Consider the following 13,443-nt stretch of genomic DNA (forward strand, 5'->3'; position numbering starts at 1 on the left):
TCAGCCCTTCACGCAGATGAGCTGGCGGAGGTGCGCCACGACCTCGACGAGGTCGGACTGGGCCTCGATCACCGCGTCCAGGTCCTTGTAGGCGCCGGGGATCTCGTCCACGACACCGCTGTCCTTGCGGCACTCGACGCCCCTGGTCTGCTCGACCAGGTCCTCGACGGTGAAGTGCTTGCGGGCCTTGTTGCGGCTCATCCTGCGGCCCGCCCCGTGGGAGGCGGAGTTGTAGGCGGTCTCGTTGCCGAGGCCGCGGACGATGTAGGTGCCGGTCGCCATGGAGCCCGGGATGATCCCGAGGTCGCCGCGCCCGGCGCGGATCGCGCCCTTGCGGGTGACGAGCAGCTCGACGCCGCCGTACTCCTCCTCCGCCACGTAGTTGTGGTGGCAGGAGATGACCTCGCCCCACCTGCAGCGCTTCTCGCCGAACCGCTTGGTGACGACGTTCTGCGCGAGCGCGGTCATGACGGCGCGGTTGCGGCGCGCGTACTCCTGCGCCCAGAACAGGTCGTGGCGGTAGGCGTCCATCTTCGCGGTGCCCTTGAGGAACACCGCGAGGTCGCCGTCCGGCAGGTCCTGGTTGTGGGGCAGCTTGCGGGCGGCCTCGATGTGGTGCTCGGCCAGCTCGTTGCCGATGTTGCGCGACCCCGAGTGCAGGACGAGCCAGATCGCGCCGTCGTCGTCGGCGCACAGCTCCAGGAAGTGATTGCCGCCGCCGAGCGTGCCCATCTGCGAGCGGGCGCGGCCGTGGCGGGACCGGACCGCCGGGTGCAGGTCGTCGAAGCCCTGCCAGAAGTCGTACCAGCCGCGTTCCTTGAGGCCCGGGAGCGCGGACGGGTCGACGGCGTTCTTGTGCGAGCCGCGGCCCACCGGGATCGCCTTCTCCAGGCGGCTGCGCAGCCCGGCCAGGTCGTCCGGCATGTCCTCGACGGTGAGGGACGACTTGACGGCGGTCATGCCGCAGCCGATGTCGACGCCCACGGCCGCCGGGGACACCGCGTCCCTCATCGCGATCACCGAGCCGACGGTGGCGCCCTTGCCGTAGTGGACGTCGGGCATCACCGCGAGGCCCTCCACCCACGGCAGGGCGGAGACGTTGCGCAGCTGGTCGAGGGCGAGGTCCTCGACGCTCTGCGGGTCGGTCCACATCCGGATCGGGACGCGTCCGCCCTTCAGGGTCTGGTACGGCATTCCCACTCCTTGATCGACGGAACCGGACCGCGATCTATGACGCCAGAGTCACCCCTCCCGGTTCAACCGGTTTTCGCCCTGCCGGCGCTCGGTGAGGCCGAGCCTGTCGAGGTGGCGCAGCAGGGCGACGGCGACGTCGCGGCCGGTCCCGAGGGCGTCGCCGGCCTGCGCGGGCGTGAACGGCTGCGGCAGCCCCGACAGGACGCGCAGCGCCTCCCGGTCGGCGCCCGGGAGCAGCACGAGACCGTCGTCGATCCGCAGGACGGCGCCCGCGCGTTCGGCGCCGGCGAGGGTGTCGCCGGTGAGGCCCAGCTCTTCGAGGCGCCCGGCGCTGGGCGGCACGAACGGGGCGTCGGCGAGGTCGGCGCGGAGCCGCTCCACGGCCGCGGCCCAGGGCGGAGGCGGCGTCGCGGCGACCGCCGTCGGCGCGGGCTCGGCGGCCGGTGCCGGGGCGGGGCCGGCGGCCGGGCCGTAGACGCGTCCCGCGTCCAGGCGCAGCGGCGGCCGGACGAGCGCGGCGACGAGCTCCCGGGACGGCAGGCCGAGGCGGAGCCGGACCGCCTCCAAAGGGATCCCGGGGGCGCTCGGGCTCGCGGCGGCGTGCCGGGACGTCTCCTCGGCGAGCCGCTCGAACAGCGACCGCCAGTGCGCCGGGTCGGCGACCCACTCGCCGTTCAGGGCGACGGCGCCGGCCGGGGGCGCGCAGCCCATGAGCGACAGCTCAGAACGGCGGAGCACGCCATGCCGCCGGAGCACCACGGCGCCGTCCGGGCGGTCCGGCCAGGTCGCCAGCTCCCGGGCTCGGGCGGCACCCGCGCCACGTCGCACGAGGGTCGGCGGCCGGACGTCCAGGACGCTCACCCCGGCGATCGAGCGGCGCTCGGGGTCGCGCAGGAGCCCGATGTCGCCGAGGTGGAGGGCGAGCCGGGTGTTGAGGGTCAGGCGGGCCGTGTCGGGGCCGAGGGGCCGCAGCCCGACCGCGACGGCGGCCGACCCGATGTGCAGCGTCATCCGCCGCGCGAGCCTGCCGGACGCTTCGCCGAAGCGGGTCCGGACGTCGACGGAGGTGGTGTGCGTCCAGGCGCCCGGGGTGACCAGGGCCATGCCGGCCTCCACGCGGCCCGCGTCGCGCAGCGTCAGCACGACGCGGGAGACCCCGCCGACCGAGTCGCGGGGCTCGTCGGCGCAGCCGATCGTCCGGACGCGGACCCGCTCGCCCGCTGGCATGAGGAGCAGCTCGTCCCCGACGGCGACCGTCCCGGCGGCGAGGGTGCCGGCGATGACGGTCTGCCGCCCGGCGGTGAACGCCCGGTCGGCCCACAGCCGCACCGGCGCTGCCGGGTCGGGCACGGGCAGCCGGCCGGCGAGGCGGTCGAGCGCGGCGGCCAGCTCGGCCGTCCCGGCGCCGGTCTCGGCGCTCACCGCGACGGCCTCCGCGCCGCGCAGCGCGGTCCCGGCCAGCCGCTCGCGGATCTGGCGGAGCGCGGGCTTGGGATCGGCGGCGTCGGCCTTGGTGACGGCGAGGACGCCGAAGCGGACGCCGAGCGCACCAAGGGCGTCCAGATGCTCGCGCGTCTGCGGCATCCAGCCCTCGTCGGCGGCGACGGCGAGCAGGACCGCGGACGCGGGCGCCGCGACGGCGAGCATGTCCGGGACGGACCGCTCGTTCCCCGGGGCGTCGACGAACGCGACGCGCCGGCCCGAGGGCAGCTCCGTCCAGGCGCCCGTCTCACCGGGCCGCCTGCCCGTGAGGGCGCGCACGAGCGCCGACTTGCCGTGCCCACCGTGACCGGCGGTGGTGACGACGTGCATCAGCGTCCTTTCCGGGCCTGAACGCCGATGGCCGCGCGAGGGCGGGCCGTGCGGGGAGGGGCGGTGCGGGAGGTGATGCGGGGGTTGCGCAGACGAAGGTCCACGAAAGGTAACCCTAGGGACGTGCGGGCCCCGCGCAAAACGCCGACGCGCTGGCGCGTCGCGCCGCACCCTCGGGCATCGAGGGGTAAATCCTCCGCTCTACACTTATTTAGGTTAAGTAACTACATGCCGCGCGCCGGAGATCCGGCGACCGGCCGATGCGGGAGGTTCGCATGACCGGCGCCCCGGCGGCTCGCAGGACAGGCGCCCCGGCGGCGGGCGGGGCCGGTGCCCCGGCGGCGCCCGGAGCCGGCGCCCCGGCCGGCCGGCCCACCGGCCCCACCCTGCTCGCGCTCGCCGTCGCCGGGATGGTCGTGTCGGTGCAGCAGACGCTCGTGCTGCCGCTGCTGCCGCAGCTCATGGTCCGGTTCGACGCCCCCATCACGGACGTGACGTGGGTGTTCACCGCGTCCCTGCTGGCCGGCGCCGTCGCCACCCCGCTGCTGACGCGGTTCGGCGACATGTACGGCAAGAAGCGGATGATCCTGCTCGCCCTCGCGCTGCTGCTGGCCGGCTCGGTGGTGTGCGCGGTGTCCGGCACGCTGCCGGTGCTCATCGCCGGGCGCGCCCTGCAGGGCGTGTCCGCGGCGATGATCCCGCTCGCCATCGGCATGATCCGCGACACGTTCCCGGCCGAACGGGTCACCACGGCGATCGGCATCGTCAGCGCGACCATGGGCGTCGGCGGCAGCGCCGGCATGATCGTGACCGGGCTGATCGCCGCCCGCACCGGCAGCCACCACCCGGTGTTCTGGATCGCCGCCGCGCTGGCGGCGGCCGGGCTGGTGCTGGTCGCCGCGACGGCGCGCGACGTCGGCGTCCGCGCCGGCGGGCGGCCGGACCTGCCGGGCGCCGCCCTGCTCGCCGGCTGGCTGGTCTGCCTGCTGCTCGGCATCAGCCAGGGCAACGCGTGGGGCTGGACGTCCGGCGGGGTCCTCGCCCTGTTCGGCGCCGCGGCCGCGCTGTGCGCGGTCTGGGTGGCGGTCGAGCTGCGGGTCCGCGCGCCGCTGGTGCGGCTGGGCCTGCTGGTCGGCCCCCGGTCGCTGTCGGCCAACGTCGTCTCGGCGCTGCTCGGCTTCTCGATGTTCGCCGCGTTCACGCTCATCGCCGGCTTCGTCCAGGCGCGGCCGGAGGAGGTCGGCTACGGACTCGGCGGCTCGGTGCTGGACGTCGGCCTCTACATGCTGCCGAGCACCGTGACGATGCTGCTGTTCTCGGCGATGGCCGGGCGCCTCGCGGCCCGGCTCGGCCCGGCCTACACGCTCGCGATCGGGTCGGCGTTCGCCGGGCTGTGCTACGCGTGGCTCGCGGTGTCGAACTCGCACGTGTACGACATGCTCGCGTTCAGCGCCATCCAGGGGATCGGGTTCGGGATAGCCTACGCCGCGCTCGGCACCCTCGCCGTCCGGCACGTCCCGATGGACCAGAGCGGGATCGCCAGCGGCATCAACTCGCTCGTCCGCACCACGGGCGGCAGCGTCGCGGGCGCCGTCACGGCGTCGATCCTGGCCGGACGGGCCGCGGGCGCCGGCGTCCCCTCCCTCGGCGCCTACGAGCTGTGCTTCTGGGTCGTCTCCGCGGGGGCGGCGCTGGCCGCCCTCATCGCCGTCGCGCACGCCCTGCGCCACCCCGGGTAGACCCCGTCCGGCGGCGCGGGCCCTTGACGAACCGGCCCCGCGCCATGCCCTATAGGTGTGCGGCCCGAATCGCGGCGACGCCGGTCCGGGCCTCCGCGCAGATCCGGGCCAGGACCCGTCACCGGGAGGACGACATGGGCGCCTACGCGGCCGCGTACGAACGCAGCATCGCCGATCCGACCCGCTTCTGGGGGCTGGCGGCACGGGACGTGCGGTGGCTCGTACCGCCGGACCGGGTGCTGGACGACGGGGCGCCGCCCTTCTACCGGTGGTTCACCGGCGGCGAGCTCAACACCTGCGACAACGCGCTGGACCGGCACGTCGAGGAGGGCCGCGGCGAGCAGGCCGCGCTGATCTACGACAGCCCCGTCACCGGGACCGTGCGGACCTACACCTTCCGGGAGCTGACCGGCCTCGTCGCGCGGTTCGCCGGGGCGCTGCGCGCGCAGGGCGTCGACCGCGGCGACCGCGTGGTCATCTACCTGCCGATGGTGCCCGAGGCGGTCATCGCGATGCTGGCGTGCGCGCGGCTCGGCGCCGTGCACTCGGTGGTCTTCGGCGGGTTCGCGGCGCGGGAGCTGGCCGTGCGCATCGACGACGCCCGCCCGAAGGCGGTCGTGTCGGCGTCCTGCGGCATCGAGGCGGGCCGGGTCGTCCCCTACAAGCCGCTGCTGGACCGGGCGCTGGAACTGGCCCGGCACAAGGTCGAGCGGTGCGTGATCCGGCAGCGCGAGCAGCTGCACGCCGACCTCGTTCGGCCGCGGGACGTGGAGTGGGACGAGGCGGTCGCGGCCGCCGAGCCCGCCGGGTGCGTGCCCGTCGCCGCCACCGACCCGCTCTACATCCTCTACACCTCCGGCACGACCGGGCGGCCGAAGGGCGTCGTGCGCGACAACGGCGGGCACGCGGTGGCGCTGCGCTGGTCGATGGAGAACGTGTTCGGCGTGGGGCAGGGCGACGTCTTCTGGGCGGCCTCCGACGTCGGCTGGGTCGTCGGCCACTCCTACATCGTGTACGCGCCGCTGCTCACCGGCTGCACCACCGTGCTGTACGAGGGCAAGCCGGTCGGGACGCCGGACGCGGGCGCGTTCTGGCGCGTCGCCGCGCAGCACCGGGTGAAGGCGCTGTTCACCGCGCCGACCGCGATCCGGGCGATCAAGAAGGAGGACCCCGAGGGCGCGCTGCTCGCCGGGCACGACCTGTCCGCCCTGGACACGCTGTTCCTCGCCGGGGAGCGCCTCGACCCCGACACCTACCGGTGGGCCTCGCGCGTCCTGGACCGCCCGGTGATCGACCACTGGTGGCAGACCGAGACCGGCTGGCCGATCGTGGCGAACCTGCGCGGGCTGGAGCCGATGCCGGTCAAGGCGGGGTCGCCGTCGGTGCCGGTGCCGGGGTACGACGTGCGGGTCCTCGGCCCGGACGGCTCCCCCGTCCCGCCGGGCGCCGACGGCGACATCGCGATCCGGCTGCCGCTGCCGCCGGGCACGCTGCCCACGCTCTGGCAGGACGACGAGCGCTTCGTCGAGTCGTACCTGACGAGGTTCCCCGGCCACTACCTGACCGGCGACGGCGGGCACGTCGACGAGGACGGCTACGTCTGGGTGATGGGCCGCACCGACGACGTGATCAACGTGGCCGGGCACCGGCTGTCCACGGGGACGATGGAGGAGGTCGTCTCGTCCCATCCGGCCGTGGCCGAATGCGCCGTGATCGGCGTCCACGACCCGCTCAAGGGGCAGGTGCCGCGGGGGCTGGTCGTGCTCAAGAGCGGGATCCTGGCCGAGCCCGGCGAGGTGTGCGCCGAGCTGGTCGCGATGGTGCGCGAGCAGATCGGGCCCGTCGCCGCGCTCAAGGAGATCTCCGTCGTGCCCGCGCTGCCGAAGACGCGGTCGGGCAAGATCCTGCGGGGCGTGATGCGGGGCATCGCCGACGGGCAGGAGGTGTCCGTCCCGTCCACGATCGAGGACCCGGACGTGCTGGACGGCCTGCGCCCCGTCCTGCGCCGGGAATGAGGGCCGTTCCGGAGGGGGCGGGCCCCGCGTCACAGGTGGCGGCCGGTCCGTTTGGGCCAGAACGCCTCCACCAGGAGGACCGCGGCCACCGCGAGGAGGACCTGGAAGAGCGCCTCCCACAGGTTCCAGCCGCCCTCGCCGAGGCCGCACAGGTGGACCAGCCCGGTTCCGCCGAACGCCGCGACGACGCCGACCGCCACCAGCAGCCACGCCGGAATGTTCTCGCGGCCCGGCACGACGAACCTGCCCAGGACGCCGATGACGGCGCCCAGGATCACGGCGGCCACGAGCCCGCCGATGGTCATGCCTCGCCTCCCCCGTCCCGATGGGGCCGTGCCGGGAACCTACCCCCGTCCCCGATCGGCGACACGGGGGCCGGGCGGCTAGCGGACGACGAGGGTGCGCCGCCCTCGGCCGACGAGCTCGCCGACGACGGGCGCGCCCGGGATCTCCCCGGCGACCAGCAGCCCGCCGGAGATCTGCGCGTCGGCGAGCAGCAGCCGCTCCTCCTCGGCGATCCGGCGGAAGTCGGCGTGCGGCGACACCCACGCCAGGTTGCGGCGGGTGCCGCCCGGCACGAACCCGTCCCGCACCGCGGCGCGCGCGCCGTCGAGGTAGGGGACGGCGGAGGCGTCCACGACGGCGGTGACGCCGCTCGCCCGCGCGAGCTTGTACAGGTGGCCGAGCAGCCCGAAGCCGGAGACGTCGGTGGCGCACGCGGCGCCGTGTTCGAGCGCGGCCAGGCCCGCCGCCGCGTTCAGCTCCGTCATGGCCGCGACCGCGTGCGGGAACACCTCCCCGGTCGCCCTGTGCCGGGCGTTGAGCGCGCCGACGCCGAGCGGCTTGGTCAGCGTGAGCGGCACGCCGGCACGGCCCGCGTCCAGCCGCAGCAGCCGGTCCGGGTCGGCGGTGCCGGTGACCGCGAGGCCGTACTTCGGCTCGGGGTCCTCGATGCTGTGCCCGCCGGCGATCGCGACGCCGGCCAGGGCCGCCGTGTCCCGCCCGCCGCGCAGCACCTCGCGGGCCAGCTCGGCGGGCAGCGCGTCGGCGGGCCAGCCGAGCAGGTTCAGGGCCATCAGCGGCACGCCCCCGACCGCGTAGACGTCCGACAGCGCGTCGGCGGCGGCGATGCGGCCCCAGTCGTAGGCGTCGTCGACGACGGGGGTGAAGAAGTCGGCGGTCGAGACGACGGCCCGGCCGCCCTCGAGGCGCAGCACGGCGGCGTCGTCTCCGTCGGGGCCGCCGACGAGGAGCGCGTCGTCTCCGCCGGTGAGGCCGGCCACGACCCGCTCCAGCTCCCCTGGCGGAATCTTGCTCGAGCCGCCGCCGCGCGCGTACTGCGTCAGGCGGGCCACGGGGGCGAGTCGGGTCACCGCTGAATTTAACGCACAACTACCTCAAATGATCAACAAACGGACGGTACCCACCCGGTCACCGATCGCCGACCGGTCCCCGCGACCGGCCCGGAAAACCAGCGAACCCCTTGTCCGAACCCGGTTCGGCGTGATGCGATTTCCCCCCTGCAAGTCATCACTTACTCACCACCGACCATGAGGGGCGACATGGGGATCCAGGAACAGCGGGCCGACCTCGACCGGGCCGTGGCGGGGCGGACGATCTGCACCGCCCTCGCCGCGACCGCCGCGCGGCACGGCGCCAGGCCCGCCTACTCCGACCGGACCGGCGGCGAGTGGAGCACCCTCACCTGGGCGGACACCCGGACCCGCGCGCTGGAGACGGCCGCCGGGTTCGCCGCCCTCGGCCTGGAGCCCGGCGACGTCGTCGCGCTGATGATGCCGAACCGCTCCGAGCACGTGCTGGCCGACCTCGGCGCGGTGCACGCCGGCGGCGTCCCCACCACCGTGTACGCGACGCTCGCGCCCGATCAGGTCGCGTTCGTCGCCGGCCACTGCTCGGCCAGGTACGCCGTGCTGGACGGCGCGGACCAGCTCGGCCGCTGGCTGCCCGTCCTGGACCGCCTCCCCGGCCTCCGCAAGATCATCGTGGTGGACGCCGGCGCCTGCCCGCCCGGCGACCGCTTCCTCACCTGGGACGCCTTCACCGAGCTCGGCCGCCGGGAGCTGGCCGCCGACCCGCTCGCGATCGACCGGCGCTGGCAGGCGGTCGGGCCCGGGGACACCGTCACCCTCCTGTACACCTCCGGCACCACCGGCGACCCCAAGGGCGTCCTGATCACGCATTCGATGGTGCTGCACGAGGCGGAGATGGTCGAGCGCAGCTCCGTCCTGCCCGAGCACCCGGCCGGCGTCTCCTACCTGCCGTTCGCGCACATCGCCGACCGCGTGCTCAGCTACTACCTGCCGGTCCGGCTCGCCTCCCACGTCCACTTCTGCCCCGACCCGGCCCAGCTGACGACGATCCTCGGCGAGGTGCGGCCGCACTCCTTCTTCGGCGTCCCGCGCGTCTGGGAGAAGATCATGGCCGGCATCCAGGCGGTGCTGTCCGCCGAGCAGGACGAGGCGAAGAAGCGGGCGGTCTCCGCCGCCCTGGACGCCGGCCGCGCCTACGTGGCGGCGCAGGAGCACGGCGGCACCCTCACCCCGCAGATCACCGAGGCCTTCGAGCGGGCCGACCAGGCGGTCCTCACCCCCATGCGCGCCCTGCTCGGCCTGGACCGCGTCCGCCAGGCCTCCAGCGCCGCCGCGCCGCTGCCCGTCGAGGTGGCCCGGTTCTTCGCCGGGCTCGGCCTGAAGATCTTCGACGCCTACGGGATGACGGAGACGACCGGCGCCATCACCGCCAACCTCGCCGACTCCTTCAAGCTCGGCACCGTCGGCCGCCCCTTCCCCGGCGTCGAGCTGAAGCTCGCCGACGACGGCGAGATCCTCGTCCGCGGCGCCACCTGCACCCCCGGCTACCTGGACCGCCCCGACGCCACCGCCGACCTCATCGACGCCGACGGCTGGGTGCACACCGGCGACGTCGGCCGCCTGGACGGGGACGGCTTCCTCACCGTCGTCGACCGCAAGAAGGAACTGATCATCACCGCGGGCGGCGAGAACATCGCCCCCTCCCTGGTCGAGAACCGGCTCAAGGAGCACCCGCTCATCGGCCAGGCCCTGGCCTTCGGCGACCGCCGCCCCTACGTCGTCGCGCTCATCACCCTCGACGGCGAGGTCGCGCCCGTCTGGGCGGCCGCCCACGGGGTCGACACCACCGACCTCGCCGCCCTCGCCGACCACCCGCTCGTCCTGGAGGAGGTCGCCCGGGCCGTCGAGGACGCCAACGCCCGGCTCGCGCGCGTCCAGCAGGTCAAGCGGTGGCGCCTGCTCACCGCCGAGTGGACCGCCGAGAGCGAGGAGCTCACCCCGACCCTCAAGCTGAAGCGCCGCGTCGTGCACACCAAGTACGCCGCCGACATCGACGCCCTCTACACCGGCTAAGATCACCGCCGGAGGCGTGTGAGCGCCTGGTGGCCTCCCCGGCCTTCAAAGCCGACGGTCCCGAGGATCTCGGGACGGCGGGTTCGATTCCCGTACGCCTCCGCCATCTCGCCCCCCGCGGGATGGGGGCCGGGCGCGACGTAACGTGAGGGCATGAGGCGTCGCAAGCTGGCCTACGGGATCATGATGGGGACGTGCCTCACCCTGTTCGTGCTGGCCTGGGCGGTCGTCCGGTTCTACTCGCACCCCGCGGCGATCGCGATGACGGTGGTCGCGCTGGTCATCCCGCCGTTCGCGGCGGTGGTGGCGAACTGGAACATCGACCGGACGGACCGCCGTAGGTGAGCGGCCACGGGGTCGCGTGGGTGCTGGACCTCGCCGGGATCTTCGTGTTCGCCGTGTCGGGGGCGCTCGCGGCCGTCCGGCAGCGGCTGGACGTCGTCGGGATGGTGGTGCTGGCGGAGATCACCGCGCTCGGCGGCGGGATCCTGCGCGACCTGATCATCGGGGCCGTGCCCCCGGCGGCGTTCACCGACCTCGGGTACGTGCTGGTGCCGATGGCGGCGTCGGCGCTGGTGTTCTTCTGGCATCCGCAGGTGACGCGGCTGCTGCCGGCGGTGCTGCTGTTCGACGCGGCCGGGCTCGGGCTGTTCTGCGCGACCGGGACGGTCAAGGCGCTCGAGTACGGGCTCTCGCCGGTGCACGCGGTGCTGCTCGGCATCGTGACGGCGGTGGGCGGCGGCATCCTGCGCGACGTGCTGGCGGGCCGGATCCCGGCGGTGCTGTACGACCGGCAGCTGTACGCGGTGCCCGCGCTGCTCGGCGCGGCCGTGACGGCCGGCGCCGAGAGCGCGGGCCTGCACGGCGGCGCCGTCACCGCGGGCGCCGCCGCGCTGGCGTTCGGGCTGCGCGTCCTCGCGATGCGGCAGGGGTGGCGGGCGCCCCGCCCCCGCGGCGTGCCCGACTAGCTGTGTTTCGAAGTCCCGGCCCACTTCGCTCGCCTTGCGGCTGTGTTTCAACAGTCCCGGCCCACTTCGCTCGCCTGGCGGCTGTGTTTTCACAGTCCCGGCCCACTTCGCTCGCCTGGCGGCTCGCTGCGTGACCTGGCCTGGGCGAACGCGGCATCGCTTCGCGATCTGGCCGGTGCCGCTCGCCTCCGGCTTCGCGGCACCGGCCAGGTCACGCGTTCGCGCGCGTGGCCGGGGCCACTTCGGGACGGGCCCTGGCCCCTCGGTGGCCGGGGCCTGGGCTTCGTTTGGGGCGGGTTTCCGGGGTACCGTCAACGGTCATGGGGCGGATCACCGTGCGCAGGCCCGTGCTGCGGCTGAGCGCGTCCGGGCCGCCGGTGCGCCGGCCCGACACGCTCGCGGCCGAGGAGCCGCTGGAGATCCGCGTCGCCGGCAAACCGCTCACGATCACGATGCGCACGCCCGGGCACGACTTCGACCTGGTCGCCGGGTTCCTGGCGGCCGAGGGCGTGGTCGGCGGGGCCGGCGAGATCGCGGCGATGCGGTACTGCGCCGACACCGAGGAGCAGAACACCCTCGACGTGCTCCTGTCCCCCGGCGTGCCGCCGCCGGACGACTCCATGACGCGGGCGTTCACCACCACCAGCGCCTGCGGGGTGTGCGGCAAATCGAGCATCGAGGCGCTGCGCGCCGACCGGCCCTACGAGGTGGCGGCCGACCCGGTGCGGCTCACCCCGGCCGTGCTGGCGGCCATGCCGGAGCGGCTGCGCGAGGCGCAGCGCGTGTTCGACCGGACGGGCGGCCTGCACGCCGCCGGGCTGTTCGACGCCGAAGGCGAACTCCTGGCCGTGCGCGAGGACGTCGGCCGCCACAACGCCGTCGACAAGGTGATCGGGTGGGCCCTGCGGGAAGAGCGGCTGCCGCTGGCCGGAACGGTCCTCATGGTGAGCGGGCGCGCGTCGTTCGAGCTGACGCAGAAGGCGATGACGGCCGGCGTCCCGGTCCTGGCGGCGGTGTCGGCGCCGTCCTCCCTGGCGGTGGACCTCGCCGAGGACGCGGGGATGACGCTCGTCGGCTTCCTGCGCGGCGAGACCATGAACGTCTACGCCGGGGCGGAGCGTATCGCCCTGTGAGCGGCGCCACTTGTCACGCCGGGTCGAAAACCGAGCGGTAACTTGTTGGGTTCCCCTCAAGAAACCGCGGCCCCGGCAGGAGTTGACTGCACTGCCAATGGCAAAGCGCGGCGCGGGGGCACGCCGCGGCCGGCCCGGACGCGTGGAAGGCGAGGACCGCATGACGAGGCCCCAGGCGAGCGGCGGTACGGCGCCCGTCGACGAGCGCCATCCGCCGATCAAGCCGCGGCGCGTCTCCTTCGACTGGTCGCGGACCCCGCTGCACTGGGTCCCGGGCGACCCGGTCGCCACCCACATCATCAACTCCTTCCACATCGTCCTGCCCGAGGGCGAGAAGTGGTTCATCCAGTGCGTCAAGGACGCCCGCCCGCACATCCGGGACGAGCGGCTGCTGGAGGAGATCAAGGGCTTCATCGGGCAGGAGATGGTGCACGCCCGGTCCCACCAGGGCGTCCTGGACCAGATCCTGGGACGCGCCGGCATCGACGTCTCCAAGATCACCGACGCGGCAGGCCGGGGCAACGCCGAGCGCCCCTCGCAGATGGCGGCGCTGAAGGAGCGCAACCCGCGGGCATGGCGGCGCCGGTTGCGCTTCGAGCTGGCGGCGGTCGCCTCGATCGAGCACTACACCGCCGTGCTCGGACAGTGGATCATGGACAACGACCGGCTCGACAAGGCCGGCGTGGACCCGACGATGCTGGACCTGCTGCGCTGGCACGGCGCCGAGGAGGTCGAGCACCGCTCGGTGGTGTTCGACGTCTACAAGGCCATGGGCGGCCGGTACCCGACCCGCGTCGCCGCGTGGGTCGTGTCGCTGTTCTTCCTGTACTGGGCGCTGATCGGCGGCTCGCTCTACCTGCTCAAGCAGGACCCGACGATCAAGCGGCGGGTGACCCCGCTGCGCGTCTACCGCTCCTACCGGCGGTCCGTCCGGCTCGGCCACGTGCCCGGCATCTTCCGGCTCCTGCTCGGTGAGGCGCCCGTCTACCTGAGGCCGGACCACCACCCGTCCAAGGTGTGCTCCACTCCCCGGGCGCTCGACTACCTCACGCATTCGCCCGCCGCGAAGGCCGCGGGTTACGACCCCTACTAGACCCGCACGCCCTACTGGACCCGCACGCCCACTGGACCCGCACGGTGGCGGGCGTCACGCCGCGAGGCCTTGACCCGGGCGCGGA

General features: G+C 74.4%; 11 protein-coding genes and 1 tRNA gene. 8 read left to right on the top strand and 4 right to left on the bottom strand.

The genetic code is table 11. The annotated features are described in order from the left end of the window. Positions 1 to 1,194, bottom strand: coding sequence for an RtcB family protein (locus BJY14_RS00635; RefSeq protein ID WP_179841771.1), 1,194 nt, complete (start codon positions 1,192 to 1,194; stop codon positions 1 to 3). 48 nt (positions 1,195 to 1,242) lie between these two features. Beyond that, positions 1,243 to 3,006: a selenocysteine-specific translation elongation factor gene (locus tag BJY14_RS00640; RefSeq protein ID WP_179841772.1), complete on the bottom strand. Its 1,764-nt coding sequence runs from the start codon at positions 3,004 to 3,006 to the stop codon at positions 1,243 to 1,245. A 275-nt stretch (positions 3,007 to 3,281) separates the two neighbouring features. Between BJY14_RS00640 and BJY14_RS00645 the strand changes: the two genes are divergently transcribed. Together BJY14_RS00645 and BJY14_RS00650 are read left to right on the top strand one after the other, a co-directional pair. Further along, complete coding sequence (locus BJY14_RS00645; RefSeq protein ID WP_179841773.1) at positions 3,282 to 4,745, top strand: MFS transporter; 1,464 nt, start codon at positions 3,282 to 3,284, stop codon at positions 4,743 to 4,745. Positions 4,746 to 4,789: 44 nt separating this feature from the next. Next, positions 4,790 to 6,760, top strand: a complete 1,971-nt coding sequence (locus BJY14_RS00650) for a propionyl-CoA synthetase (protein WP_179849087.1) — start codon at positions 4,790 to 4,792, stop codon at positions 6,758 to 6,760. A 29-nt stretch (positions 6,761 to 6,789) separates the two neighbouring features. Here the strand turns inward: BJY14_RS00650 and BJY14_RS00655 are convergent, their stop codons facing one another. Both BJY14_RS00655 and selD read right to left on the bottom strand, forming a co-directional pair. Then, on the bottom strand, positions 6,790 to 7,065 hold the full coding sequence (locus BJY14_RS00655) for a GlsB/YeaQ/YmgE family stress response membrane protein (protein ID WP_179841774.1): 276 nt from the start codon (positions 7,063 to 7,065) through the stop codon (positions 6,790 to 6,792). Between the two features lie 78 nt (positions 7,066 to 7,143). Further along, complete coding sequence (gene selD / locus BJY14_RS00660; RefSeq protein WP_312878889.1) at positions 7,144 to 8,133, bottom strand: selenide, water dikinase SelD; 990 nt, start codon at positions 8,131 to 8,133, stop codon at positions 7,144 to 7,146. A 189-nt stretch (positions 8,134 to 8,322) separates the two neighbouring features. Here selD and BJY14_RS00665 point away from each other — a divergent pair, with 189 nt between their 5' ends. The 6 genes from BJY14_RS00665 (at position 8,323) to BJY14_RS00690 (ending at position 13,358) form a co-directional block, all read left to right on the top strand. After that, positions 8,323 to 10,164: an AMP-dependent synthetase/ligase gene (locus BJY14_RS00665; RefSeq protein ID WP_179841775.1), complete on the top strand. Its 1,842-nt coding sequence runs from the start codon at positions 8,323 to 8,325 to the stop codon at positions 10,162 to 10,164. 10 nt (positions 10,165 to 10,174) lie between these two features. Further along, positions 10,175 to 10,270 (top strand) — tRNA-Sec (locus BJY14_RS00670). 47 nt (positions 10,271 to 10,317) lie between these two features. After that, a complete protein-coding gene (locus BJY14_RS00675; protein WP_179841776.1) occupies positions 10,318 to 10,509 on the top strand; it encodes a DUF3099 domain-containing protein in 192 nt (63 codons plus the stop codon). After that, complete coding sequence (locus BJY14_RS00680; RefSeq protein ID WP_179841777.1) at positions 10,506 to 11,132, top strand: trimeric intracellular cation channel family protein; 627 nt, start codon at positions 10,506 to 10,508, stop codon at positions 11,130 to 11,132. The genes BJY14_RS00675 and BJY14_RS00680 overlap by 4 nt, the downstream gene beginning before the upstream one ends. A 320-nt stretch (positions 11,133 to 11,452) precedes the next feature. Beyond that, the gene (gene fdhD, locus BJY14_RS00685) at positions 11,453 to 12,265 is read left to right on the top strand and encodes a formate dehydrogenase accessory sulfurtransferase FdhD (protein ID WP_179841778.1); all 813 of its coding nucleotides are present in this window, start codon (positions 11,453 to 11,455) and stop codon (positions 12,263 to 12,265) included. A gap of 160 nt (positions 12,266 to 12,425) precedes the next feature. Beyond that, positions 12,426 to 13,358 carry a metal-dependent hydrolase gene (locus BJY14_RS00690; RefSeq protein ID WP_179841779.1) on the top strand — a complete coding sequence of 311 codons (933 nt, stop codon included), beginning with the start codon at positions 12,426 to 12,428 and terminating at the stop codon, positions 13,356 to 13,358. Positions 13,359 to 13,443: the final 85 nt, after the last annotated feature.

It is taken from the genome of Actinomadura luteofluorescens (assembly GCF_013409365.1).
In the GTDB taxonomy this organism is placed as follows: Bacteria; Actinomycetota; Actinomycetes; order Streptosporangiales; family Streptosporangiaceae; genus Spirillospora; species Spirillospora luteofluorescens.